This is a genomic window from Fuerstiella marisgermanici, assembly GCF_001983935.1.
GTDB lineage: Bacteria > Planctomycetota > Planctomycetia > Planctomycetales > Planctomycetaceae > Fuerstiella > Fuerstiella marisgermanici.
This window is the reverse complement of sequence record NZ_CP017641.1, coordinates 6709896-6735527: the sequence shown is the minus strand read 5'-3', so window position 1 is coordinate 6735527 and position 25632 is coordinate 6709896. Positions and strand designations below refer to the sequence as shown.

Sequence of the window (25632 nt, the reverse complement as noted above, 5' to 3'; positions counted from 1 at the left end):
AGCAAACCTGTGGATTCACATCCACAATTCGTCGGTGCATGAAAGGAGGCGTATTACCGAATCAGGAACCGCTTGGCGTTGCGAACGGTCTTCGGATCTTTTGCCTCCAAAGCCTTGAGGTGTTCGGCTGCAGCAACGGCGTATTCGGGAACGACTTCGGCTTCCTTGTCTTTGTCTTCGCTGCAGTAATACATGTACCGGATGATGGCTCGCTTAATCGACGGGATATCAAACTCTTCGTCGTCGTACATCGCCATTAACTGCTCCTGCACGCCCCAGTCCTTCCAGCGAGCCAAGTCGGCGATAACAAGGTCAGCCAGTTCCGGACGTTCGAGCAGAGTTCGCATTGACTGCTTGAGGCGGTCTTTGGGAATTCGATCGGGCTCATACGTCCACATAAAGCGGAGCGTTTGCATGGTAGCGTACGTCTCACTGAATGGCAGCTTTTCTTCTTTGCCGTCCTTGTCCGTGTAGGTCTTCGCTTTCATCTTGCTGTCTTCGAGGACCTTCAGACCATCTTCGCCGGTGATGATCAGGTAGCCGGACATGGCGCCTTCAATACCGAGCCGGAAGTCAGAATCGGGATGCAGAATTTTGTGCTTCATCGCTTCTGCGTCTTCATCTTTGCCGCACAATCCCAGCAGCAAACCGTACAGCCCCATTCGAGTCACAGGCGTCTCGGGATCTGAGACCCACTTGCGAAGTTTCTCGCGTGGCATGCGATCGGCCAACGGCGCGATGACTTCATAAGGAGCGGCTGCAAATTCGCCGTAAGCATCGTTGGAAACTGTTAGCTCCGGGTGCTCCAGAAAATCCAGAAAGTAGGCCAATCGTTCGATTTGTTCCTTCTGGTCGGTGACAGGCGGCGGCATCTCAGCGACGTACTTCCAAGCTTCCTTTGTCACTTCCGTCGGTGCGTGCCAATCGATCAGTTTTGTATCCGGCCCCATCAACAGGTACAGGCCATCTTCTTTGCCCGCGATGTACTGAGGCAGTTCGATCTCCTGATCAACTTTGAAGACGTCTCCCTTCGTCTTCGCGACTTCAACGATCTTGAACTTCGCCGAACCCGCCGAGTCATCGGTCGCTTTCTCACCGCCTACCCACTGGCCCAGGACCAGGTGCCCGGACTGGTCAATTTGTTCTGCGAGCGTCAGCGACGGAGCATCACAAAATGGACAAAACGCGGCGTTGGCCGCTGCAGACGCGAGGCTTATCGAAAGCGCGGCCAGCAATGAGTAGCAGATATTTTTCATGGTCACTTACTTCAGAACGATTGCGTCTTCGACTCTGTAGAGTTCGTACAACTCACCGTCTTCGACTTCCGGCACAATTCTAAATATGCCCTCGACATCGAAGGGCTTGTTTTCAATGTAATCCGTCGTCTCGCCATCCGCCAGCAACACGTAAAACATGTCGTAGATCTTTGGCTGCTTGACAAAACAACAGATGCCGTTGTCGCGAGCCAGACCGAACTGAGTGATCCCGGACGCGACAAATGTGGGATACATGAAGCCTCGCAGCCGCACACGTTTTCCGTCCAGGTCCTTTAACCATTGCGGGAAATGGTCGACCGCGTCTGGCGGAACGGGTTCCATATTCAGGACCTTCAGCAGATCGATGTCGTCGTACGACAGCCGAAGCGCTTTGGAATCGCCTTCTGGACGAAATCGCTTTTCCGGGATCAGGAGCTTGATCTCACGTGGCTCCGATGACGATTCCTCCGCTGCTTTACCAGCGTCGGTTGCGTCGGCGACTACCGTCTTTGTGGAATCGCTCATCGCTGCCGGATCAGGACTGGCCGTGTCTCGCGCGACCGCTGTCGGTTTCGGCTGATCGTCGGCCTCAGTCGCGACCTCCGGTTGCTCGTCACCGGGTGCTGTCTTTGAGACGGCGACAACGGCATTCGAATCAGCCATCGGCGTTGGCGATTTCGGCTTTGCGTCCGACACGGCTTCCGTTGCCTCATCGCCAGAGCCTTCTGGTTCAGCAACGGCACCTGGCGTTTCAGCGTCAGCCGTATTAGTCTCAGCCGTTTCAGCGCCTATGACGGGCTCGGGGGCCACCGGTTCGCTTTTGTCGTTTTCAGTTGGCGAGGGCGCTGGAATGTCCGCATAGTCAACGAACCCTTCGGACGAAGAACACCCGGCCAGCAGCACCGCTGTGATCGCTGGGAATGCGGCAAGTGTGAATTTTCTGAGCAGGCCGAAATCCATTCTCAGCGTCTCCAATTGAAACAGGTTAAAACGACGTGCGAGCTTCTTCGACCATCGTGGCGTCGACTGTGTAAACCGGCTCACCTTCCGCTGCACGCACATTTGCGTTCAGCACTCCGGCCACAGCCACCATTCCAGTGTAGGCGTCGGTGGTTTGGCCATCGACCATTTTTACCACCATCATGTCGTATGGCTTGGGATCGCCACCGAAACAGCATTCCCCATTGTCTTTCAGAAACACGAACTCAGTCAGACCTTCCGATCGTTGAGTCTGCCACATGAAGCCCTTGAGAAAGACTTTCTCGCCGATCAGCGGAGCAACTTTCGGATGCAACCGACGAAGGCCACCGTAGTACACGAACTCATGAGCCGAAATTTCGTTCGGAAAGTTGACTCGCTTAAATCCCGGAGGACATTCCGTTTCGTAGGCATTGACCAGCTTCATTGACCCAAACGTCAGGCACAGGACCGACGCAAGAGTGCCCACAACGGCCATCCATGTTCCTTTTGCCGCTCCGGCCGCAGCTCGCACCCGAAATACGGCCGAAATCCCAATCACCACGCCCATTGCAGCTATCACCAGACCAAACACGCTGTTGGTGAAGCCTGTCAGGCTGGCAATCCCCAGCACAATCGCCACGGGCCCCCATGGCGAAACGGGAACATAATCAAATTCGTCAAACTCAGCCGGCTTTGCCCATGCTGAGTTCTCAGTTTTCAATTCTGTTTTGGCGATATCGTCGGTGAGCATTGTTGATGACATGAACGTATTCCGGCTTGCAACAAGACACGCAAACTGTTGGCGTCAAAGCGGTTAGGGTTCGCAACCCTCGGCGGCACTGGTCGATTGAGGGGCGATCCGACAGTTACTAACGACTCTATCATACGCGGCAGAAACTGTTTTCGTTAGCGAAAACGCTGTGAAACCGCTTCCGGTGATGCGTTGAATCACGATGCTCGGGTTCCACAAAAAATACCGGCAACAAAGACCAGGAGTGCTGGTTATCGACCGGCCATTTCCACAGAATGGCGGCCGTTTATAAAAACCCTTAACAAACGCAGATTTCGCGTTCGCAGATTGAGACGTCCCCAATATGACCACAGCGCTGTCCTTTCTGTTCTTTACATGCCTTGTCGCCGTCGTTGCCTGGTGGCGAACTCACAACGACGATCAGCAAACGTCGACCGGATATTTTCTGGCGGGCCGAGGCCTCTCATGGTTCGTTGTGGGCGGTTCGCTGCTGCTGACGAACCTGTCGACCGAGCAGCTTGTCGGCCTGAACAGCGGCGCGTACGAAAACGGTATGATCGTGATGGCGTGGGAAGTTTGGTCGTCGCTGGCCATCGTTGCCATGGCCATCATCTTCCTGCCGCGATACCTTAAGAGTGGCATCACCACGATCCCGGAATATCTCGAGCTGCGTTACAACAGCACTACTCGATCACTGACCTCCGTGATTTTTCTGGCGTCGATCGTGCTGAATGTACTGCCCTTCGTGCTGCTGTCCGGCACGGAATTTATGATCGACGTCTTTGGCGTCCCGGAACTGATCGGCACCAACACTCGGTGGGTGAACCTGCTCGTGGTAAGCACGTTGCTGGCAACGGTCGGCGGCTGTTACGCGGTCCTCGGCGGTTTAAAGGCTGTCGCTGTATCGGACACGGTCAACGGCGTGGGACTGGTCATCGGCGGACTGATGATTCCGGTGCTGGGTCTGGCCTACATCGGTGATGGAAGTACGATCGACGGATTGTCGGTACTGGCTGAGTCACAACCTCAGCGGTTGTCTTCGCTGGGCGACCACAATTCCAATATTCCGTGGAGCACCCTGTTCACCGGGATGACATTGATCACGATTTACTACTGGTGTACTAACCAAGGAATCGTGCAGCGGACGCTGGCTTCGAAGAGTCTTGCCGAAGGACAGAAAGGCGTTCTGTTCGCGTCGGTGATGAAGCTGGCCGGACCGATATACCTTGTGCTACCGGGGATTATCGCGTGGCACATCGCATCAGAAATGGACGTGCCGCCGCCCGAACGACCGACTCAGGCCTACGGCTACCTGGTGAATCTGACGCTGCCCAGCTGGGCCGTCGGCTTTTTCGCCGCGACAATCTTCGGGGCGATCCTGAGTTCCTTCAATAGCTTCCTGAACAGTGGCAGCACGCTCTTTAGCGTAGACCTGTACAAGGGTTGGCTGCGTCCCAATGCCACGGAAGTCGAAACCGTTCGCGTCGGCAAGATCAGTGCCCTTGTGATCATCCCCGTCAGCATCGGCTTAGTCCTGTTTCTGGCACCGCTGGCCGAAAAAGAAGGTCTGTTCGACTTGATGAAGAACATCGCGGCCGTGCTGAATATCCCACTGCTGGGGATTGTATTCATGGGCTTTTTCAGTCGCCGCGCGCCGGCCGCTGCTGCTAACGCGGCGTTGGTCGCGGGAATAGCGTTTCAATCCTACTTCGGAATCTACAGCGGAAATCACATCGGCGGCGTGGCGTTGCACTGGCTGCATGTGGCGGCATTAAACTTCGTGTTCCTGATTGCGTTGATGTACCTGATTCGCCTGGTTGCACCGCGATCCGAACCGTACGTACAGAAGTATTCTGAAGACGTGGACATCACTCCGTGGCGGTTTGCAAAACCTGTCGGCGTGGGAGTCGTTGTGTTGATTGCAATCATGTACATCGGCTTTGCTGGCGAGTTCGGTACGATTAATGGCGAGCAGATTAAAGCGGAATTTCAGGCCGTACATCCGCCAGCGGTCGACGTTGGTACAGGCGAATAATGGATCAACCACCGCTGCCGGGCGAGCCAAGTTCAGTAGAAACGAGCGACAAGATGCTCACCACGTCCTTGAGAATTCGTGTTGGTCTCGGCGAGCGAGCGAACGAGCACTCCATTCCCCCACTGACGACAACTGCTAGAATTTGCGGTTGGTTGATCGCTGCTGCGGTCCGCCGACGCCCCACAGAGACACTCACGCGCCCGATTTGCTTTCAAACGGAATGCACGCCATGAATCGTTTCACTTTCATCACGGCCACCATGCTGATCGGCATGGTTTCGATGTTGCCGACTAATGCGGACGAAAAAATGCCCGAACCACTTCGATCCGTCGAAGGAATTTCTGAATACCATCTCGACAACGGACTCAAGGTGCTGTTGTTCCCCGACGAATCACTGCCCAAGGTCACGGTCAACCTGACGGTGCTGGTCGGTTCTCGTCACGAAGGCTACGGCGAAGCCGGGATGGCTCACCTGTTGGAGCACATGGTCTTCAAAGGTACACCCGATCATCCCGACGTGCCCAAAGCCCTGAACGCTCGCGGTGCGAGGTTTAACGGAACCACATGGCTGGACCGGACCAACTACTACGAAACGATGCCCGCCAGCGATGACAATCTGGAATTCGCAATCCGCCTGGAAGCCGACCGCATGGTCAACAGCTTTATCAAAGGTGAAGACCTGGAATCCGAAATGACGGTCGTCCGCAATGAATTCGAACGCGGCGAAAACAGCCCTTCGCGAATTCTGCGGCAGCGCATGACTGCGGCCGCTTACGAATGGCACAATTACGGCAAGTCGACGATCGGGAACCAGGCCGACATCGAACGCGTGCCAGTCGACAACCTCAAGCGGTTCTACAAACGTTTCTATCAGCCGGATAACGCGATACTGATTGTGGCTGGCAAATTCGATCCCGCCATGGCGTTGCAGTTCGCTCAAAAATACTTCGGTGCCATTCCAAAGCCGGAACGCGAACTGAACCAAACCTACACAGAAGAACCCGCTCAGGACGGCGATCGCCTGGTGACGTTGCGGCGCGTCGGCGAAGTACCGATGGCGGGGCTGATGTATCACATTCCGGCCGGCGCTCATCCGGATTTTGTGGCGGTCGACACGCTTTCGACTGTCATCGCTGCGAATCCTTCCGGACGACTGTATGAGGCACTGGTCAAAAAGCGACAGGCTGCTCAAGTTTCCGGTGGCTCGTTTTCGCTGCATGATCCAGGCGTAATGTTCTTCATGGCCGAAGCAGCTCAGGGGATCGATGCGACATCGCTGTTGCAGCAGATGATTGACGTGGCGGAAGGAGTCACCGAGAAGCCGATTACTCAGGCAGAAGTGGATCGTGCCCGGCTGGAACTTCAGAAGCAGTGGGAAATGAGTTTCGCAAACTCCCAGGATCTGGCCATCGCACTCAGTGACTGGGCCGCTCAGGGCGATTGGCGGCTGTTGTTTTTGTATCGCGATCGGCTGGAAAAAGTCACCGTTGAAGACGTCAATCGAATGGCCGACTTTTATCTCACGTCTACCAACCGGACGGCTGGGCTGTTCGAACCAACCGATGCCCCCGAACGTACAAAGGTGCCGGAAACGCCGGACCTCGCAGAAATGATCGGCGACTATAAAGGCCGTGCTCAGGTAGCTCAGGGCGAAGCTTTCGACGCCGCTCCGATGGCCATCGAAAAACGTCTGACGCGGAAGACCATCAACGAAGGCATTCAGGTTACTCTGCTGCCGAAAAGAACGCGTGGCGAAACCGTGACTGTGCGAATGACGCTTCGTTACGGCGACGTCGAAAGCCTGACCGGCAAAGCAACCGCCGCGCAGTTGATGGCGTCGATGCTAAGCCGAGGCACCAAGACCAAAACACGACAGGAAATCCAGGACGAACTGGATAAGTATCTGGCTGAGCTTTCCATTAGCGGCAGCCCTGGTCGAGTCACCGTCAGCCTGAAAACGAAACGCGGCAATCTGCAGCCGGTGTTGATGTTGATCGGCGACATGCTCAGAAATCCGTCCTTCCCTGATCAGGAACTCGAACTACTGCGCGAAGCCATTCTGGCGTCGTCTGAAAAACGACTGACCGACCCAACCGCCATCGCTTCCAACACGGCACGCGAACTGTTGGACCGATACGACAAGGATGACCCGCGTTACGTCAGCAGCCTTGAGGAAGACATCGAACTGTTGAAGAACGTCACGCTGGACGAAATCAAGAACGTCTACCAGTCACTGATGCAGGCAAGGCACGGAGAATTAACTGTCGTCGGCGACTTCGATCCGGAACAGGTCACTAATACCGTGGCTGAATTCCTGTCGGACTGGGACTCAAAAGTGAAGTACGCTCACATCCCGCGAGAAGCGTTCGACAGCCCGGAAGATCGCATCAGAAAAATCAACACGCCAGACAAGGCTCAGGCGACCTACTTCGCGACCATGACGGTGCCCATGAAGGACACTCACCCCGACTACCCTGCCCTGTTGCTCGGCGTCAACATTCTGGGTGGCGGTTCATTGTCATCACGACTGGCCGATAGAGTTCGTCAGGACGAAGGCTTGTCATACGGAGTATCGGCGTCGTTACAGGCATCGCCCGTGGATGACCGCACATCGTTCTATGCTTATGCCATCACGAACCCGGACAAGATCGATCGCGTTCACGAAGTGATTCAGGAAGAAATTACAAAGCTGTTGAAAGACGGCATCACAGAAGAAGAACTGGCCATGAAAAAAGAGGCCGCTCTGCAGCAGCGGGAATTGAGTCGCTCGACAGATGCCAGCCTGGCTCAAACGCTGGCCACTTACGCCTTCACCGACCGGACCATGCGATTCGCGGTCGACTTTGAAGACAAGGTGCGGCAGCTTACAGTAGCAGACGTCAACGCAGCGCTGCGCAAGCATCTTGATCCGGAACAACTGATCATCGTGATGGCGGGTGACTTCGGGAAAGAGTGAATGACGGCGTGTTCGCGACGAAGCCACCGGCTCGTTTAAGCCGTAGCCGGAGGCGCAGGTGTCTTCTGATAGGCTTCCGTAATTCCACACATTCCAACTGCGACACAACCGTCTCCAACAGCGCCTGCGCCTCCGGCTACGGGTTAAACGACTCATATTCTAACATCCGCTTCTCAGTTCAGGCCCCAAGCCATGTATCGACTCATTCTGCTGACAGCCCTGTTCGCCCCTTCCTTCGCAACTGCACAGGACACCAACCTCGTGTACCCGGACACAAAAACCGTCGACCACCACGACGACTACCACGGCACCAAAGTTCACGATCCGTATCGCTGGCTGGAAGACGACGTTCGTGAGTCTGAGGAAGTGGCCGAATGGGTTGAGGCGCAAAACAAAGTCACCTTCGACTACCTCAGAAAACTGCCCGGCCGTGATCAGATCGAAGAACGTATCACGGAACTGTGGAACTACGAAAAAATCAGCGCTCCCTCCAAAGAAGGCGGGCGGTACTACTTCTTCCGCAACGACGGGCTGCAGAATCAGAGCGTGCTGTACATGCAGGAAACTCTGGACGCTGAGCCGCAAATTCTCATCGATCCCAACACATGGTCCGAAGACGGCACGATTGCTTTGGCCGGCACGGAGTTCAGCGAGGACGGCAAGTACGCGGCCTACGGAATTCAGGACGGAGGATCCGACTGGCGTGTGTGGAAGATCATGGAAATCGAATCCGGCAAGCTGCTGGACGACGAACTGAAATGGATCAAATTCAGCAGCATCGCTTGGACGCCGGACAGCAAAGGTTTCTTCTACTCGCGGTACGACGAACCCAAAGAAGGCGCCAAGTTTCAGTCGCTGAACCTTAATCAGAAAGTGTTCTACCACCGAGTCGGAACGGATCAGGCCGAAGACGAATTGGTTTTCGCTCGCCCCGACGAACCGGAATGGGGCATGCAGGCGTCAGTTTCTGAAGACGGCAAGTACCTTGTCATCACGATCTGGAAGGGGACAGACGATCGCTATCGTATCGCCGTCAAAGACCTGACGGACTCAGATGCAGAACCGTTCATGCTGATCGACAACTTCGAGCACCTTTACGGATTTCTCGACAACAACGACGACACACTTCTGTTTCAGACAAATCTGGACGCACCACTGGGTCGAGTCATCGCGATCGACCTCAAGAAGCCTGAGCGGGAACACTGGAAGCAGGTTGTCGCAGAAACGGAAAACGCGCTACTGGGAATCGGGATCGTCGGCAACAGGTTTGTGGGTCAGTACCTGCAAGACGCGAAGACTCAGGTCCGCTGGTATGACATGGACGGCAAGTTTATCCGTGAGGTCAAATTCCCCGGCATCGGCTCAGCATCCGGCTTCGGTGGCAAGCGAGACCACAAAGAAACCTTCTACAGCTTCAGCAGCTTTGCCGTGCCGACAAGCACCTACCGCTACGACATCGAAACCGGCGAAAGTACGCTGCTTCGGCAAGCCGACGTAAAATTCAATCCGGACGACTATGAAACCAAACAGATTTTCTACGCCAGCAAGGACGGCACAAAAGTGCCCATGTTCATCTGCCACCGCAAGGGACTGAAGCTGGACGGCAACTACGCTACGCTGCTGTACGGCTACGGCGGTTTCAACATTTCACTGCCGCCGAGGTTTAGCGTGAGTCGTCTGGCGTGGATGGAGATGGGAGGCGTCTTCGCGATGCCGAACCTGCGTGGCGGCGGCGAGTACGGCGAACCGTGGCACAAGGCTGGCACGAAACTCAACAAACAGAATGTCTTTGACGACTTCATCGCAGCGGCCGAATGGCTAATCGACAACAAGTATACATCGTCGAAGAAACTCGCCATTCAGGGAGGCAGCAACGGCGGTCTCCTGGTCGGTGCCTGCATGACGCAACGACCAGAGCTCTACGCCGCGTGCCTGCCAGCCGTTGGAGTGATGGACATGCTTCGTTTCCACAAATTCACTGCAGGCCGGTTTTGGGTGGATGACTACGGTTCAGCCGACAATCCGGAAGAATTTAAAGCACTGCTCGCGTATTCGCCGTATCAGAACCTCAAGGCCGGGACTCGATATCCGGCCACCTTAATCACAACTGCCGATACCGACGACCGAGTTGTCCCGGGCCATAGCTTCAAATTTGCGGCTCAATTGCAGGCCTGCCAATCCGGTGACAAACCGGTTCTGATCCGCATCGAAACCCGAGCTGGCCACGGTTCAGGCAAACCAACTGCCATGGTGATTGAAGAAGTCGCCGACCAGTGGGCCTTCCTGGCAAAGCATCTCGGACTGGATGTCTCGTCGCCTGAATAGAGGCGGTCTGCCAGACGGCTGATAGAGCAATTCACGCTTTGTTGTGGACGGTGCTGGCTCGTGGGAACCGGCCCTCGTAGGACCAATACCGATTTTCGCGGCCACAAGTCAGCGTGAAACACTGTAGCAGCCAACGATCACCTGCGCCATCGCCTGTTCGGAGATCGAAAGGCTACCTGCGTTAAGGCAGGTAGCCAACCGGGCAGAACCAACCGTATGCGATCTGGCGTGGCTCGGTCATTCCACCAGAAAAACGCCTCGAGCTCCATCAAATTTTGATGTGGGCTCGATGGACACCCTGCCGACCACGACAGTTCGCAGGCTTCCTACGGCCATGGCAGATTCGAACGTCCCGTTGCCCACGACAAACAGCGGCGCCCATTTGGCGTAGATGTGACCGGACACCTGCATGTCACACAGAATGTTTGTTTGAATGAGAATGATCGGGCGACGGTCCCAACGCCGCTGGAAAAGCAGCATGCCGTCATAGGGACTTGATGGATCATCCAGCGGCGACAATGAACTGGCTCCGACCAGATTCGTCATCACCACACTGGGGCCGAGATTTATGCCAACGTAACTTGGCGGAGCGTTATCTTCGTCGCCGCCATCCGGCAGTCCGGAGTGAACTGAGTAACCGGAAGAATTTGTGATGTAGAACATCACGTCGTTGGCATTCACGATGCACTCCGCCAGTAGCAGGCTGATACCAGTCAGCGGATTGGCACCCTTGATGATGTAAATACCCGGTTCAAACGTCACGCGGCCACCGACAATTTGTATAGAGTCATACACACCTGGCTGCAGCGTGGTCGAAAAACCGACCAGCGGCAGTGAGACGACGTTGACCGTGCCACGGTTGGCCGAATCCACGTTCGAAGGATCTGAAGATGACGTTGGTACAGTCAAGTCGATCAAAGGGTCGGTGGTCGGCCGACGGTTGGCCTTCAATGGTGAAGGTGAGCCATTTTCGTTGCTGCAATACTTAACTACGGAGTCGACCCCGCCAACAACGTGGATATCCTCTGCCCGAATACGCGACGTGGTCAGCAGTGGCGTACACGCACATGCCGATTCGATCAGCATCGTTTCGCCAACACGCTCGCCGTTTTCATCGACGCCTCCCCATTCGTTATTCACAAGTACGGCACCGTCTACAACCAGTTCCCCTAGACCCAGCACTTCCAAGCCAGCTACCTGCGGCTGGATCCCCGGAATCAGCGAGGAAAGAAGCGGGCCGTACGTAATGACTTCGGGATCCGGTTCCAACACGACAACTGCAGCGGGCTCAGTGACTGGCTCGATTCCGGCGACGGCGGTGACCCGAAGATTGCGAGTCGTGTTTCCGGCCACTGCGCTGAAGAAACCGTCGAACGCTCTCTGAACAGTGACTGCGACGTAGTCCGTGTTGCCGGCATAGTCACCCGTCAACGGCGGATGATGAGTCGTGACGACGGCAGAAGTGTTGCCATTGTGGATGCGGACAAAATCATCCGCGACGTCTTCCATGATGCCGTCGTCCGTCATAAGACTAAACGCGGCAGCCGTCGCAGCCGCATCCGCCTGAGCTTGCAGTTCTCGAGTTCTTAAAAGCATCATGCTACCGTCGACGTACAGGCCCAATACAGCGAACAGCGCAGGAAGACTGACGGCTAGAGCAATCAGGATCTTGCCACTTCGATACTGTTGCGAAGCACTGCTTTTCATTCGATGACTTGGTTGGTGTACGTTCATTGCAAGGTCTCAAAGCTGGCTGTCATCATCAAAGTACTAGCGAAGGATGCGCATCGTTGATCGAGCTTGAAGAGGCGACAGGCCGCTACTTATTGCCGAAAGCTGCGGAGGCTGGAATTCGAGTTCAACTGTCACTCTTTCAGATTTCGAGTTACCGCCGTCAGGCCAGGTTATCGTCAACCCCACCGCGTCTGGCGCCATTGCCAACAGCCTGTTTCGAATGATGTCAGCGACCGGATGGTCGTCACTGACAGTTCCGGACCACTCCTGCGGCCCTAAACCTTCCGGCGCAGTCGATCCGTGCAACATGGCAAAACGAGCAGCATGGCGTGCGCAATCGGACAGACTATTCGATCGCGCAACGTTCATCCCCAGGTCCAGCACCGCCATGCAGGACACCACCACGACTATCAAGACAATCGCGCTCTCAGCGACAACCACTCCAGAGCGGCCCTTCGTCTCAGCGCATGCGACTGAACGCGGCGTGGCAGTGTTTGTTGCTGTTGGTGCAGACCTCATTACCGATCCCGTTCTACTGATATTGAGTCATCGCGACAGTGTGCGTCAGTTCGATGTTCGAAGGTAAACCAGGCCAGGCAACGACTCGTTCGAAGCGATAATTGCAAGTCACCGAAACCAGCACACGATCACCCAATGGTGTATCAGTCACCTCAACGCTGAATTTCGAATCGTCGAAGTCAGGAATCGTCGATGCTTCTTCTGTGGCGATCGCAGTGATCTCTTCAACCCAGCTGCTTCGTGTATCGGAAGTAAACCGGTTCGTTGCAGCATAATCACTTCCGGCTCGCGCACAGTTGGTAACGGCGATGTCCACGTGAATGGCGCGAGCAAAGTCCGTGCAGCCAATTGCGATCGTCAGCATCAGCGGCAGGACAACAGCACATTCAACTGCCGAAGTACCGTTCCGTCGCGGCGTTGCGACAATGGCTCTGCTAGGATTGGGCGAAATTTGCATCGAAGTTACTCGCTTGCACTCTCAGTGTCGGCCAGTTTTTCGTACACCTGAATCGACGCTGGGCCAGCGAGGACGACGAAGATCACTGGAAACAGAAAAAGCAGCGTTGGCGCGAGAATTCTTACGGACGCCTTCATCGCCGCTTCTTCTGCGGCTTGTTCGCGAGCGTACCGCATCGTGTCCGCCTGAGACCTTAGCGTCTCACCGATGCGTGCTCCATACTTTCGCGATTGAAGACACACCGTGCTGATGGAACGCATCTCGTCAGAATCACAGCGCTCCGCCATCGCCTCGAAGGCCTGATCGATTGTAAATCCAAGATCCACGTCACCCTGAATTCGACGAATCTCTTCAGCGAGCGCACCGCGTTCAAACAACTCATCCTTCGAGATCCGCAGTACGATGGCTTCAAGAGTCACGCCAGCATCGAGACACGACACGATCAGATCCAACATGTCCGGAAGTTCGCGAGCGAGGTCATTTCTTCGAGACCTGGTCCGATTGTTCAACCAGAACACGGGTATCAGAATTCCGAGCAGTCCCCCTGAGAGTGCCGCCAGCGACTTGACCGTGACAGTCACTGGAAGAAACGAAGCAACTGCACCGAAAATCACCATCAGTGTCCCGGCCGCAATTGCCTGACCGAGGCAGAAGGTGACATCGGCATTGGCCGCGTAAAATCCACCTGCTGCCAGACGTTTCTTAAGCTTCTCAGACTGTCGCTGAAACGGCTTGAATATGTAGGCATCCGGTTTGTCGAATTCGTCACCTGGTCCGGTGAAATTCTCGACTTGCCCCGCGCCAGTATTCTCGATTGCGAAGTGCTGAATTCGCTCCGCAATGCGCGGATTCGTCTGCAGCAGATAGGACACGGATACGATCAGTCCGGCAGTCCCAATCGCGATGGCCAACAGAGTCGTGAGTGTCCAAATATCCATACTTCCTTCTCCTCTTAATATTCAAGCTGCGTGATTCGATGAATCCACATCGTGCCCGCAATCTGTAGCGCAACAAGACACGCCAGAACTCGTTTGCAGGCCAGCAAAGGACTAATGTATTCCGCACGAAACATGCATAGTCCGAAGAAAGCCACAAGCGGTAACGCAATCAGAACGGTCGCCTGCATTCTTCCCTCAGCAGTCAGCGCTTTGACTCGTCGAGCCAGCTTGTGCCGTTTGCGAAGCATTTCCGCTCCGTTCTCCAGAATCTCGACCGGACTACCTCCGGACTGTCGCTGGAAGACCAGTGCCATCGCCAGCATACGCAACTCAAAAAGAGGTATCCGTTCGACCAGTTCGCGCAGGGCGACATCAAACGAGACACCAAGATTCTGCTGGTCGTTTGTGTTCGCAAATTCCAATGCCAAAGGGCCACGACATTGTGTCGCGACCTGCTGAAAGGCATGCGGAATCGATTGCCCCACAGAAACCGCGCGGCGCATGACGTCGAACGCTTCAGGAAGATCGCGTTGCATCTGAGCGACACGGCGATTGCGGAGTATGAAGACAGCTAAGACCGGAACGCTAAATCCGACGAAGCCGAGGATCAGTCCCCACTTCAAACTCACAAGTGTCGAAAGTCCGCCGAGAGCTCCACCAACAATGCTGGCCATCAGCACATGCGAAAGCCGCAGCGGCAGCCCGGACTGTTTCAGAACCAACTCAAGCGGCAGAAAAGCCTGCTGAAACAAGGTTCGTTTCGTGTCCAGATCCTTGAACAGACTACTGGCTTCTTCTTCCGGATGATCAATCCCGCTAGCCACCTGGTTGACACGTTGAGCAATCCGTCGGCCGGGGCAGCAGAAGTATGCTGCCAGAGACACCACGAATGCAGCCATGCCTGCACCAATAACAATAAGTAAGATGGTCTCACTCATAGCGTGCTCCGTCCCGGTGCTGCCGCCAATCGTGGAATCGTGTCGCAACGATCCACGCGCAGAATTCGTTCCTCAAAGAAACTCGGATCAATCCTGGCACCGTGAGTCGCCAGTCGATCAAGACAGACCGGTCGTATTCCCGTCGTCCTGAAGTAGCCCGTCTTTCCAGTTGTCGGATCGGTGTCCTGACGTTTGTATTCGAAGATGTCATGCAGACTGACGGTTTCGCCAACAACGCCGGTAACTTCAGAAATCGAAGTCACTTTCCGCTGACCATTAGGCAAACGAACGCACTGAACGATGATCTGAACGGCCGACCCGACAAGTTCGCGAATGAACCACGCAGGCAACTCCATGCCTGCCATGCCGACCAGCATTTCGAGCCGCCGGAGTGCACTTCGAGGCCCATTGGAGTGAAGCGTTGTTAAGCTTCCGTCATGTCCCGTGGTCATTGCCTGAAGCATGTCGAATGCCTCAGAACCGCGACATTCGCCAATGATGATCCGGTCGGGCCGCATTCGGAGTGCATTGCGAACCAGGTCGCGCGCGGTGATTTCTCCCTTTCCTTCCACGTTCGCGCAACGCGTCTCCATACGAGCGACATGAGGCAGGTGAATATTCAACTCCGCCGCATCTTCGATTGTTACAATCCGCTGATTCGCGGGGATGGCCGAGCACAACGCGTTCATCAACGTGGATTTACCGCTTCCTGTTCCCCCAGAAACGATAACGTTTAACCCAGTAGCCACGCATGTCGACAAGAAATCCCACATCTCGCCGGTTAACGCTCGATGACCGATCAGATCGGACGCCTGCAGCCTGCGGTCTCCGAATCGCCGAATGGAAACGAGTGCTCCATCCAAAGCTAACGGACCGATCACAGCATTCACACGGCTACCATCACTCATCCGCGCGTCGACCATGGGACTTGATTCGTCCAGCCGCCGACCAACCTTACCTGCGATCCGCTGGACAATCTGCACCAGATGATCGGCGTCATGGAACGAGATGCTCGCCTGCTCCAACTGTCCCCGTCGTTCAACGAAAATCGTATTAGGTCCGTTGATGAGGATGTCTGAAATCGTTGGGTCGCGAAGTAGAGGCTCCAGTGGGCCCAGCCCCAGCGTATCGTCAATGATCTCTTCCGTGATTCGAGTGCGCTCCGTTTCTGTCAGCAGGTCGCCGCGGCGTCGACACAAACTCTCGATCCCGCGCCGAAGTTCATGGCGAAGGCGGTAGTCATCCATCGAGTTTAATTGAGCTGAATCGATCCCTTTGATGAGTTCTCGGTGAATTTCCTGCTTGATTCGTACGAAACTCTGGTCGCGTACTTCGACATTGGAGACTGGCTTAACTTTACCATGGTTGATAGTCCTTCAAGAGTTGTGTGCAGTAGCCGCGTCTAGGTAGGAATCAGTTGAACGTTGCCGACGCGAATTTTGTTAGCCTGCTCAGGCACCCAGCCAGAAGACGCGGGTTTGATCGCGTTCCAGGTGCCCCACAACCATCCAGAGCGTGCATCGTGGTCACGAAGAGACTCTGCATATCCCTGGCAAGTTCAGAACCAGGGGATTCGTCGACTGCAGGGTTGCCGCAGTTCACAGAAACGTTGGCAGCCAGGGCGTCATCTTTAATCGACAGGCTGATGCTGCGTCCCAATATCACGGCGGTCTCGTCTACGCCCAATTCACCTCGTCGCCTGCACCGATTCGCCACCACCAACGTCTTATCGGTGTTGACACCTTCGTTCTTCCAGTCGGCAAGCAGGCGTCGTGTCGCGTAGGCGGACGAATAGTTGAGACCGGTCAGCAGAACAACAACGTCACTCGCGTTAACCAGGTCGGTGGCGAACGGTGCTTTACGATTGAGGTCCGCCACAACACATGGCAAGGTCGACCTGGCCACATCAACCACACCTCGAACAGCATCACGTCCGGGAAACGAAGAACGATCCACAGCGGTGCTGCCTGCGAGTACCTTCACACCCGTGACGTGTTCTGTGATTGCATTGTTGAACATCTCGCTGTCGAGTTCTTCAACGTTGGTGCAGAGTTCTTTAATCGAATACCTTGGCCTGAGATCCAGATGGTTGACGAGATCGCCATATCCCCCAGTCAAATCCAACAGTCCGCAGGTGTCGAAACGGCGTGCTAACAGGATCGAAAGATTCGCTGACGTCAGTGTTGCCCCTGACCCGCCAAACGCTCCCACAACAGTAATCAGCGGGCTTGATCTTGGGATGTCATCTCGATCGACTCGCGTGGTCCGTGTGACTGACTCTTTGATCTTTGTCGCCAGTTCTTCGTTCTCATCAATGAAGTCGTCAGCACCGGAATGCATGTACTTCAGCAGATGCTGGGGACTGGATACGGTCCCGACAACAACAAGCTGAGTTGTCGTCAATCGACGCAGGTTCTGGATCAACTTCGTTGCAGTCTCAACGGAGTCTGGCAGTACCAGAATGATGATATTCGCGTCTGCGATCTTTTTCTCTGCGAGTTGAAGTTCTTCGTCGCCCAACCCCAGTTCGGTGATATCGGCGGCTGCTTCAAAGCGTGCGATGGCAAATCGCAACTGAACACTCAAGGATGGTCGATCACTAATGATAACTGCGTTCTTCATACCAAAGCCCCACTCCCACTCTTGTTCGAACACTTGTGTCACATTGCTACGAGAGACAGCTTTCACTTAGCACGTTGATCATTGCCGGATTGGAGCGTTCAGCAGAGGTCGTAAATTACGCGCCGCTTAACGCTCGCTGCTGCTCTGAAATGGACTATCGAGGGTCGCGCCTGCGACATGCCACGGAGTTCCGCAAAACTATCGCGTCCAGGGATTTCCCCAGGGAGACGGCAACGGATGACAGGGTAGGCATACCAGCATCAGTGCCAACACGTTAGGTGGTTCCCGGAAGGATTACTGGCACCGCGTCACGCACAACGCATCGATGTACCGCTCGAATTGAGGCCGCTGTTGCTTCAAGCGGACCACGATGGCAGCGCCTGGGTTGTCCCGCATAGCGCAGCAAGCCATCGTGCGTGGAACGGGGACGCCTAAAGACTTCCACACGCGGCGAATCGTGAGAGCAAAGTGGCGACTGTGCAGTACGACCGCGATTGGATCGCCTGGCGTTATATCGCCAAACAGTCGTGCCGCGGTTGGCTGCCGCGCCGGAATCCTGATCACAGGATTGATTCGCAATTAGCTGATCAGGCTACAGCGAATTTCGCTGACTCGTGGCCGCGGAACAAGCGTTTCGCGCTACGAAGGCTGTTTCCCACGAGCCCAAACTGTCCACAACAAAAGGGAAACTGTTTTAACGCAGCTTGTTCTTCAACAAAGCGTCACACTCAACTGGCCTATTGCACAGCGGCCCGAAAAAGAAGGGTGAGGTTACGCGGCCCGCTGCAGGCATTGGCCGGAACGAAACAGGGGACGACAGATTGGGCGCATTCCTGAAGTGCAGACCATGTGGAGCGACTTTAGACTCGAACAGAAACGACCGCGTGTCGTTTCTGTTCGGACTATTTGGGCTCCTGCATCGCCGCATGGGAAACATTACGCGCAGGAGAACTGGCCGCACGCGACGGATTATGTGCGACCAGTTTTGCAGGAACCGCGAGTCTTATCCCAGAACCTTTGCCCGTAGTTCTTCGAGCAGACTTACAGCTTTGCCGATGTCGGCTTTCTGCTGTACGGGATCTTCGGGGATCTCGCGTTCAATGGTTAGCGGACCATCGTAGCCGATGTCCTTCAGCGTTTGCAGGTAGGCTTCCATCCCGACGTCGCCTTCGCCCAGAGCAACTTCACAGCCCCAGTCTTTTCCGCGTCGACCTTCCGGTGCCCATGTGCCATCTTTGCAGTGAACGCTGCGAACATGCTTACCGACCTTCTTGAGCGCTTCAATCGGCTCACCGGTGCCGTACAGAATCATGTTGGCCGGGTCGAAGTTGATGTACAGATTGTCGCGCGCCACGTCGTCGATGAAGTGCAACAGATGATCTGCGGTTTCCTGCCCGGTTTCCAGGTGCAGGTTCTGGCCGTTTGCCTTGACGTGATCAAGCAGGTCACGAGTCGTCGCCAGCAGATCTTTGTAGCTGTCGGAATCGGTGTCCTCCGGCACGAAGCCGATGTGCAGACCCACAGCATCCACGCCCAGCAGCTTGGCGAAGTCGCTGATTTCCTTCATCTCCTGGACGCGTGCCGCTCGAGTTTCTTCCGGTACGAGCCCAACGGTGCGGACCGTTGTGGGAATGTCCGCATAGCTTTCGCCTTCGAAGCCGCCAAAGACACAGGTGACGGTCACGCCCGCGTCGGAACACTTCGCCAGAAAAGCGTCGGCCGTTTCTTTGGTACGATTCGCCTGATGTGGCGCGTGCAGTTGAATGGAAGGAATGCCAAGGTCCTTCACAACATCAAAATTCACGCCCAGTCCCGCGTCCACAGACGCAAACACACCAATCGGCCACTTAGTCATCACAGTCCTCACTGGCAACAAATAAATTGAGTCTCGTACAGGGCAACATCGTTGCGGAGGACCGATGGAAAATCAAACGAATCACTCCGATGAGCGGAAATGAGCCGACAAAGCCCGATTCTCACTGCGTCTGAGAATCACGGCCGCGGCGATCACCTGGTTATTGCGACCACGGCGCGCTCGCGCCTCCGTTTGATCGCTGTTCGACGACCAAATCCTGCGGATTGGCCTGCAACCAGATGCGCATCAGATCGGGCACAGTCCTGACTTGTAGCTTATGCATCAGGTTGCTCCGGTATTTCTCAACCGTCTTTTCGCTGATGAACAACTTTCGCGCGATCAATTTATTCGAATCTCCAGCGACAACTCTCTTCAGCACCTGCATCTCTCGCGGACTAAGCGGCGCGAGTTTCTTTCGGCCCGCCTTCCGCAGGGGCTCCAGAATTTCTGATTGAGAAATTGCAGACCAACCCTCAGCCACGACGCGTGTCGAAGAATATGACGTGTCGGCAATGTGCTCACCCGTTGTGTACGAGTCGGTCATGGTGTACCTACCTCCTGACTGTAAAACGAAACGCCTTCACAGCGCGCAGTCAAGTATAGAGGCACGTGGCCCGATCCGTATGGCGGGTTTCCGACAGACCGCTTGGGTTTTAGCTTTGAGGTTCACGCCAACGGTGGAGTCGAGGCAATTGGGCGTCGGATGCTTCAAGCCCCGCCAACTGTACGATTCGGGCAGCTTCGGCGATCGAATTGATGTTCAGCTTCCGTGCGATGTCCGTGCGGTAGCGTTCAACAGTGCGTTGAGCGACGCCGAGTGTTTGGCGACGGACTTCAACGGAATGCCGTGGCCAACCAGGGCGAGTACTTCGATTTCACGCTTCGTAAGAACATCCAATGGGCCAAGATCCACGAATTTGGAATCAACGCACGGATACGTTCCATCGGACTGATCCGACTCCAGAAACTGCCGCGTAATCGCCATAACTCGCGGCGTGCGACTTTCGTTAGCCTGCATCGGCCACAGCAAGGATTCGGTATGCCGTCCGCCGCGAACATGCCTCAACAGAACGGCCTCGCCGGTATCGATAACTCGCCGAATGATGGGCATGCGTTCTGCCGCGAATTCGGCCCCTTCAACTTCTTCAATTGTCATTCCAATCGGATCAAAGTCATTCCCGTAAAAAATTTGTCGTGCCTGATCGTTGCAGAACAACACCTTACCTTCCCGATCCACGATCAGGACTCCAACACCAGGCTGACTCTTCAGGATTAGCCAGAGTTCGTCCACGGCTTTACTTCTCTCAGCAAAATCAACAGTGACAGAGACGCCACGAAGAATTCTCGGCGCGGCAAGGTTTGCAGCGAACGCCGGAGGACCAAGTGTATCGACCCTCTGGATCATTTGAAAATAGATTAAACGGCCTCGAGTCACGCCAGACAAAAGTGGCCAGTCACTTACCGGACGCGCGACTCCACCCGGTCCATACGCCATTCTGCAAATCCAGCGGTACCCAGGCTGAGTCCTGCGTCAATGACGATGCGTTTCGCGATCGTCTGACGATTACGACGTCGACGTCCTGAGGAATCCTGTCCGCGTGGACACGATTGTTCTCGAAGCAACCGTCCCACGTCGCTTTACGGACGGGAAACGACGGCGTGTTGAAATGGTGCCCCAGCCACGGGCGAACGTTTGTGTACGTCGGCAGCAGGTAATTCAACGTTTCAGATTCCGTCAGCACGATGCGACCCGTCGTGTCAGGTGAGTTGTGAAGCGTCTGTAGAAGTGCTCGCTCATCGGTCATCAGATGGAAGCCGTCTGCCTTTGAGACCTGCCGCTGGGAATGGACGATTGAAAAGACGATGTTGTCCGACAGAAACAGACATCCAGCGAACGCGCAAACCATGGCCGCTGTCATACGGGAAGACTGCGTCCACGCGCGATACCAGCCGAAGACTACGGGCAGGCTTAGCAAAAACAACGGCATCCAAACATAGCCGCGCGTAAAGTGCAGCGGCTGCACGGGCGGAATCAGTCGGTCATGGAACGCCAGGCCTGTGGCAACGACAAGGGCGGCGAGTAGAAACTGTTCGGTTCGGTCCAGTGAGCCAGTGGCCAGTTTTCGTCGCAGCAGCACGCCGCACGGAATCGCTACCGGCAGGTACGCCAAAGCGGCCGACGTCCACGAGAGACTCCAGTTAAGTTCCCAGACGTTCTGCAATTCCGAATGCGAAGGAAACCCTGGCAACCAGATTTTGTAGTAGCCAAGAAACGCCACCAAAGTGGCGATCGAAATGGACAGTTGGTTTCGGTTGACGGCGTCGCGACTTCGTAAAAATTCGATAGCTCGCCAGAAGTTAATGGTCAGCAATAGTTCAATGCCGGACCACGGATGAGTCGTCGCCAACAACAGCAGACTAATATTGGCGGCACGTCGATGGCGGCGGATTTCTGACACCCAACACCAAGCCACCAGCGCGTGGTAGATGGCTTCTGTGGAAAACAGCGAGTTGCGGCCCCAATTCAAAAACCACATGCCCTGCCCCGGGTCGAACTGCAACACGGACGCGAGCCACGTTTGTGAGTTCGCCATTGCGGCAATCGTGCCCGCCGTACACAACACACCACCGCCCCACATCGCCAACAGGAACGACAGATTCTGCTGCCTGTCAGAATTCGATCGCAATGCCACAAGTTGCCAGGTCGCCCACGCGAAGACAATCGAAGCGAAGAACGTGAATGTCAGTATCACGTCGCCCGGATCGAAACCAATCTTCGCCGTCAGCAGCCCGAAACTCCACGGCAACCAGTGAACGTAGATGGACGGCGCCTCTGCAGACGGATCGTATGGGTTTGGGTAGAAGACACCATTCCCGCGTTCGAAGGCCGCTCGACCATTCGCGACATAGTACGGCAACTCATACTGAAAAAAGCCCGTCGCTGTATCTGGATTGGAAGTCAGGTGAGCCACCGGAATGGCCCAAAACGGTGCCAGCGCGATGACGATCAGCAACACCACCTTCGGAGCGTTGAACTTACCGTCATCGCTAACACCATCAGCCGGACTTTCGTCGCGGTTCCGTTCTGCCAGCGCGCTGAGTGTTGGGTCCGGCGTGACCGGTTTGGTTGGCGGTTCACTAACCGACATGTCGTGTCTGTTTCCGTCGGATTACCGAGCTGGCGGCAGCAATTGCAGCGTCGATTTTTGTGACACTGCCTTCCGAGTCACCCGCGTCAGATCGACCGGTGGTCGGTGAATTGCGTTGCGGACATGCGCCCGCGGGCTGACGGGATACGGATTCACTTGACGTTGCGGGGGCTTTCGAACGCCTGGTCGGGCGCTGGTGGTCGACAAGCGGGATGCTTGAATGTTGGCCAGTCTTGATGCACTGTTTTGCGATTTCCCGGTCAGCAGCTCCAATAGCCACGGGCTTGGTCGAGGTATCACAACCACCTGCTTGCCTTGAGTTGGGTCATTCGAATCGATGATTACTGTGATCTCAGTAGGAGTGTCACTGCTCGTCGATGTGGCCATGGCGATTGCAGGCGCCGCGGCGGCGGCAAATGGGTCGGTCAACGCATCAGGCGGCATGGTTTCGAACGCGGGCGGTGCCGGCGTTTCGGCAGGGGCAGCTTCCTCAGCGAACGGTGCTGCACTTTCGTTGAAGATTTGATCGTTATCATCGAACAGCTGGTCGAATGGATCAGCCTCCTGTTCAAATGAGGCCGTTTTGGTTTGCCCCTTTTCGGCGTTCGCTGCAAAGCCCGGGACTTCGGTTTCGAACAGCGAATTCAGATCCAACTGGGCCATCAGTTCGCGAGCCGCACCGACACCGGTGTAGAGGCCTTCTTTGGATTCCCGAAAAGCCCCGCTGCAAACGCCAACCAGTTCTCCGTGAACATTAAACAGCCCGCCGCCGGATCGCCCCTGCACCGGATCAATGGTACACAGAATATTTTGCGGCCCTTCAAAGTAGCCGACCTTTTTGACGTTCATTCTCAGCAGTGTCGGAGACTTTCCTCCGTTGCAGCCGATACTGAAAACGTCGTCGTTGGGCTTTAGTTTCAGCTCGCCCTGCTGCAGCGGAGCCATCGGCAGTGGTGACGTATTTTTGATTCTCAGGAAAGCAAGATCGGAATCATGGTTACCGCCCAATACTGTCGCGGCGTACTTCAGAGTTTCGCCATTCCGAAACACTTCCACTTCGACGTCAGCCTTCTTTGTGACGTCTTTAAACATGTGAGCACACGTCAGAATCGTCGACTGGCCAGTCACGCTGTGAATGATCGTCCCGGTACCAACGTCTTTGAATTCACCGGCATCCAAACGAACTCGCACCGTCGATTGCATAGCGAGCGTATCGTCGGTAATTGCGGGCTTACCCTCATCCGGGCTTTGAGCTCGAAAGTCGGGTCGTTCGATATCGTCGCGGCTGGCCGTGCGTTCGCCGCCTAGCCCGCTCTTCATCCGGTCGAACATATTTCGCAGCCCTGACTTTGGAACGGCAGCCGTGGGCGGATCTACTTCTGCCAGCTGCGGTTCAGCAGGTGGCGCGGCCGCCTTTCGCTGTTGGTCCAGCTTCCTGGCAGCGTCGTTCATCGCCTGCCGCAATTCCTGCTCAGCCGTAATTCCGACAAAGCGTTTGACCTCTTTGCCTTTCACCAGCAGGATGAACGTCGGAATTCTGTCGACGTTGTACTCACGGCTTACCGCATGCTCCTTCCCAAAGTCGATCACGCGGATTGGGTAGCCAGCGCTTTTCATTCGCTGCAAGACAGGCGCCATTTCCCGGCAGGGCTGGCAGTAGCTTGCGGTGAAATCAAGCAGGACGACGTCCGGTAGCGGCTGACCACCTGGGTCGGCGGCTAGCATCAGCATGGCAATCAGGTTCATTTTGGCTTCCTTGCCAGTCGTGTAGGTGGATGGGCGGCCCACAGAAGCGACTTCATGCGAAGCCGATTCAGCCGGTGTCTCAGACAGAACCAACAACCCTTCCCTGAGTCATTATCTCTGTCCGTTTTTTTCGAGACATGTCCCGAACCCGGAACGAAGCCGTTCTTCAGATTCTCTGAATCGCGACGCCGAAACCTTCCAGGCTTTGTAAATGTTACCTTGAAATTGTTGTAAGTTCTGCAATTTGCAAGGCTGTTGCAGCGGCACAGCCGACCAGCTTGATGTCTTTCCATCAAAGCCGGAACGCTGCGGAACACGTGGAATTGGCACCCTTCCGCTTCACCATGATGACCCATTGCTGCTGACATCGACCGACTTCCTGAAAACCCGCCGATGTCGCTATTTCCTTCCACGCGACTACTCAGCAACCAACATGCCAAAACTGCCGGAAGATCTTCTCACGACTACTTATGCTTAATCGCGGCTTCCATTTCGCGCCGGTGCTGTTGCTTCTTAAGGTTCTCACGCTTGTCGTGCAGCTTGCGACCTTTGCACAGGCCCAGCTTCACCTTGATGAAGCCGCGAGTGATAAAGACGGCCAGCGGAACCAGTGTCAGCCCCTTCTGTTCACCACCTTCTGCGAACTTGCGAATTTCACGGCGATGCAGCAATAGCTTGCGCTTGCGACGCCGTTCGTGATTGAAGATGGTCGCCTGCGGGTATTCTGCGATGTCGGCATTCACCAGCCATACTTCATCACCGTCGACTCGCCCGTAGGCTTCATCGATGGAGATCTTGCTGTTACGAATGCTTTTTACTTCGCTGCCGTAAAGCTGAACGCCGCAGTCGATCTCATCCAGCACATCATATTCATGGCGCGCTTTTCGATTGCGACACACGGTGCGTGAGTTCGGGTCTTCCGCGTTTTTAGATTTCTTCTGGGCTGCCATAATGTATACCACTGAATCGCACTGACGTGCCCACTTCGGGCCCTGGACCGAAGACGTGCGGCATCTCACCAGTCAAAGTCGGTCTGTCCATCGTGGCGACTAATTCTTCAGGAAGCAATCGTGTGGCACAGACTTCGCTAAGCCAGCACTGGAATCGGCTCGGGGGTTGAGTCATCTCGGACACGAAATCTTCTTTCTGGTTCTGCGGCGATCCGCAATCCCAAAACCATGAGGGAATCGCGGGGTTCCGCATTTTCCGGGAAAGCCCCATTTCCAGGGGCATGACAAGTTGACGTCAGCAATAGGGCAAGCGAATAATCCTTTTCAGCGCGTTCTGTTGAAACAGCATTCCGAGCCTGAGTACTGGGTTCGACTGTTTTAGGGCAAGCAGAACAGGATCGAGAAATCGCGTGCACGACAAGGTGAAGGAGTAGTCTTGAA

Annotated in this window: 19 protein-coding genes and 1 pseudogene; 3 read left to right on the top strand and 17 right to left on the bottom strand. The window is 55.3% G+C overall.

From position 1 onward, the window contains the following. Positions 1-53: 53 nt before the first annotated feature. The 3 genes from Fuma_RS25310 to Fuma_RS25300 are packed head-to-tail and all read right to left on the bottom strand — an operon-like array spanning position 54 to position 2979. Complete coding sequence (locus Fuma_RS25310) at positions 54-1256, bottom strand: hypothetical protein (protein ID WP_077026573.1); 1203 nt, start codon at positions 1254-1256, stop codon at positions 54-56. 6 nt (positions 1257-1262) lie between these two features. Further along, positions 1263-2216 carry a ribonuclease E domain-containing protein gene (locus Fuma_RS25305; protein WP_077026572.1) on the bottom strand — a complete coding sequence of 318 codons (954 nt, stop codon included), beginning with the start codon at positions 2214-2216 and terminating at the stop codon, positions 1263-1265. A 25-nt stretch (positions 2217-2241) separates the two neighbouring features. After that, positions 2242-2979, bottom strand: coding sequence for a hypothetical protein (locus Fuma_RS25300; RefSeq protein ID WP_077026571.1), 738 nt, complete (start codon positions 2977-2979; stop codon positions 2242-2244). Positions 2980-3310: 331 nt separating this feature from the next. On the opposite strand from Fuma_RS25300, the gene Fuma_RS25295 reads away from it, so the two are divergent. From Fuma_RS25295 to Fuma_RS25285, 3 genes are all read left to right on the top strand, one after another. Then, positions 3311-5002 carry a solute:sodium symporter family transporter gene (locus tag Fuma_RS25295; RefSeq protein ID WP_077026570.1) on the top strand — a complete coding sequence of 564 codons (1692 nt, stop codon included), beginning with the start codon at positions 3311-3313 and terminating at the stop codon, positions 5000-5002. A 229-nt stretch (positions 5003-5231) separates the two neighbouring features. Further along, positions 5232-7958, top strand: coding sequence for a M16 family metallopeptidase (locus Fuma_RS25290; protein WP_229360736.1), 2727 nt, complete (start codon positions 5232-5234; stop codon positions 7956-7958). A gap of 192 nt (positions 7959-8150) precedes the next feature. Further along, on the top strand, positions 8151-10283 hold the full coding sequence (locus Fuma_RS25285) for a prolyl oligopeptidase family serine peptidase (protein ID WP_083732318.1): 2133 nt from the start codon (positions 8151-8153) through the stop codon (positions 10281-10283). 237 nt (positions 10284-10520) lie between these two features. Here Fuma_RS25285 and Fuma_RS25280 read toward each other — a convergent pair whose 3' ends face one another. The 14 genes and pseudogenes from Fuma_RS25280 to smpB all read right to left on the bottom strand — a co-directional run bounded on the left by Fuma_RS25280 (position 10521) and on the right by smpB (position 25191). Next, positions 10521-11990, bottom strand: coding sequence for a pilus assembly protein TadG-related protein (locus tag Fuma_RS25280; protein ID WP_077026569.1), 1470 nt, complete (start codon positions 11988-11990; stop codon positions 10521-10523). A 63-nt stretch (positions 11991-12053) separates the two neighbouring features. Continuing rightward, on the bottom strand, positions 12054-12536 hold the full coding sequence (locus Fuma_RS36880; protein ID WP_414655184.1) for a TadE/TadG family type IV pilus assembly protein: 483 nt from the start codon (positions 12534-12536) through the stop codon (positions 12054-12056). Between the two features lie 13 nt (positions 12537-12549). Further along, positions 12550-12993: a TadE family protein gene (locus Fuma_RS25270; protein WP_077026567.1), complete on the bottom strand. Its 444-nt coding sequence runs from the start codon at positions 12991-12993 to the stop codon at positions 12550-12552. A gap of 5 nt (positions 12994-12998) precedes the next feature. Then, positions 12999-13931, bottom strand: coding sequence for a type II secretion system F family protein (locus Fuma_RS25265; protein ID WP_077026566.1), 933 nt, complete (start codon positions 13929-13931; stop codon positions 12999-13001). A 14-nt stretch (positions 13932-13945) separates the two neighbouring features. Continuing rightward, positions 13946-14869, bottom strand: coding sequence for a type II secretion system F family protein (locus tag Fuma_RS25260; protein WP_077026565.1), 924 nt, complete (start codon positions 14867-14869; stop codon positions 13946-13948). Beyond that, a complete protein-coding gene (locus tag Fuma_RS25255; RefSeq protein ID WP_083732316.1) occupies positions 14866-16116 on the bottom strand; it encodes a TadA family conjugal transfer-associated ATPase in 1251 nt (416 codons plus the stop codon). Before Fuma_RS25255 ends, Fuma_RS25260 begins: the two co-directional genes overlap by 4 nt. A 166-nt stretch (positions 16117-16282) precedes the next feature. Further along, the gene (locus Fuma_RS25250; protein ID WP_077026563.1) at positions 16283-17491 is read right to left on the bottom strand and encodes a CpaE/TadZ family protein; all 1209 of its coding nucleotides are present in this window, start codon (positions 17489-17491) and stop codon (positions 16283-16285) included. 1003 nt (positions 17492-18494) lie between these two features. Next, positions 18495-19346 carry a sugar phosphate isomerase/epimerase family protein gene (locus Fuma_RS25240; RefSeq protein ID WP_077026561.1) on the bottom strand — a complete coding sequence of 284 codons (852 nt, stop codon included), beginning with the start codon at positions 19344-19346 and terminating at the stop codon, positions 18495-18497. 160 nt (positions 19347-19506) lie between these two features. Then, the gene (locus Fuma_RS25235; protein WP_077026560.1) at positions 19507-19890 is read right to left on the bottom strand and encodes a response regulator transcription factor; all 384 of its coding nucleotides are present in this window, start codon (positions 19888-19890) and stop codon (positions 19507-19509) included. Between the two features lie 109 nt (positions 19891-19999). Beyond that, positions 20000-20125, bottom strand: a pseudogene (locus Fuma_RS36875) (hypothetical protein); the annotation flags it as partial. Further along, positions 20107-20751 (bottom strand): PAS domain-containing protein, encoded by a 645-nt coding sequence (locus tag Fuma_RS25225; RefSeq protein ID WP_414655183.1) that lies wholly within the window; start codon positions 20749-20751, stop codon positions 20107-20109. The gene Fuma_RS25225 and the pseudogene Fuma_RS36875, both read right to left, overlap by 19 nt. Before the next feature lie 49 nt (positions 20752-20800). Continuing rightward, on the bottom strand, positions 20801-22495 hold the full coding sequence (locus Fuma_RS34975; RefSeq protein ID WP_077026558.1) for a hypothetical protein: 1695 nt from the start codon (positions 22493-22495) through the stop codon (positions 20801-20803). Positions 22496-22516: 21 nt separating this feature from the next. After that, positions 22517-24241: a trypsin-like peptidase domain-containing protein gene (locus Fuma_RS25215; protein ID WP_145944373.1), complete on the bottom strand. Its 1725-nt coding sequence runs from the start codon at positions 24239-24241 to the stop codon at positions 22517-22519. Positions 24242-24705: 464 nt separating this feature from the next. Then, positions 24706-25191 carry an SsrA-binding protein SmpB gene (gene smpB / locus Fuma_RS25205; protein ID WP_077026555.1) on the bottom strand — a complete coding sequence of 162 codons (486 nt, stop codon included), beginning with the start codon at positions 25189-25191 and terminating at the stop codon, positions 24706-24708. Between the last annotated feature and the right edge of the window lie 441 nt (positions 25192-25632).

What these genes read in the sequence shown, in the direction of transcription:
- Fuma_RS25310 (WP_077026573.1), bottom strand. Translation starts at nt 1,256, where the DNA reads ATGAAAAATATCTGCTACTCATTGCTGGCCGCGCTTTCGATAAGCCTC.
- Fuma_RS25305 (WP_077026572.1), bottom strand. Translation starts at nt 2,216, where the DNA reads ATGGATTTCGGCCTGCTCAGAAAATTCACACTTGCCGCATTCCCAGCG.
- Fuma_RS25300 (WP_077026571.1), bottom strand. Translation starts at nt 2,979, where the DNA reads ATGTCATCAACAATGCTCACCGACGATATCGCCAAAACAGAATTGAAA.
- Fuma_RS25295 (WP_077026570.1), top strand. Translation starts at nt 3,311, where the DNA reads ATGACCACAGCGCTGTCCTTTCTGTTCTTTACATGCCTTGTCGCCGTC.
- Fuma_RS25290 (WP_229360736.1), top strand. Translation starts at nt 5,232, where the DNA reads ATGAATCGTTTCACTTTCATCACGGCCACCATGCTGATCGGCATGGTT.
- Fuma_RS25285 (WP_083732318.1), top strand. Translation starts at nt 8,151, where the DNA reads ATGTATCGACTCATTCTGCTGACAGCCCTGTTCGCCCCTTCCTTCGCA.
- Fuma_RS25280 (WP_077026569.1), bottom strand. Translation starts at nt 11,990, where the DNA reads ATGAAAAGCAGTGCTTCGCAACAGTATCGAAGTGGCAAGATCCTGATT.
- Fuma_RS36880 (WP_414655184.1), bottom strand. Translation starts at nt 12,536, where the DNA reads ATGAGGTCTGCACCAACAGCAACAAACACTGCCACGCCGCGTTCAGTC.
- Fuma_RS25270 (WP_077026567.1), bottom strand. Translation starts at nt 12,993, where the DNA reads ATGCAAATTTCGCCCAATCCTAGCAGAGCCATTGTCGCAACGCCGCGA.
- Fuma_RS25265 (WP_077026566.1), bottom strand. Translation starts at nt 13,931, where the DNA reads ATGGATATTTGGACACTCACGACTCTGTTGGCCATCGCGATTGGGACT.
- Fuma_RS25260 (WP_077026565.1), bottom strand. Translation starts at nt 14,869, where the DNA reads ATGAGTGAGACCATCTTACTTATTGTTATTGGTGCAGGCATGGCTGCA.
- Fuma_RS25255 (WP_083732316.1), bottom strand. Translation starts at nt 16,116, where the DNA reads ATGGATGACTACCGCCTTCGCCATGAACTTCGGCGCGGGATCGAGAGT.
- Fuma_RS25250 (WP_077026563.1), bottom strand. Translation starts at nt 17,491, where the DNA reads ATGAAGAACGCAGTTATCATTAGTGATCGACCATCCTTGAGTGTTCAG.
- Fuma_RS25240 (WP_077026561.1), bottom strand. Translation starts at nt 19,346, where the DNA reads ATGACTAAGTGGCCGATTGGTGTGTTTGCGTCTGTGGACGCGGGACTG.
- Fuma_RS25235 (WP_077026560.1), bottom strand. Translation starts at nt 19,890, where the DNA reads ATGACCGACTCGTACACAACGGGTGAGCACATTGCCGACACGTCATAT.
- Fuma_RS25225 (WP_414655183.1), bottom strand. Translation starts at nt 20,751, where the DNA reads ATGATCCAGAGGGTCGATACACTTGGTCCTCCGGCGTTCGCTGCAAAC.
- Fuma_RS34975 (WP_077026558.1), bottom strand. Translation starts at nt 22,495, where the DNA reads ATGTCGGTTAGTGAACCGCCAACCAAACCGGTCACGCCGGACCCAACA.
- Fuma_RS25215 (WP_145944373.1), bottom strand. Translation starts at nt 24,241, where the DNA reads ATGAACCTGATTGCCATGCTGATGCTAGCCGCCGACCCAGGTGGTCAG.
- smpB (WP_077026555.1), bottom strand. Translation starts at nt 25,191, where the DNA reads ATGGCAGCCCAGAAGAAATCTAAAAACGCGGAAGACCCGAACTCACGC.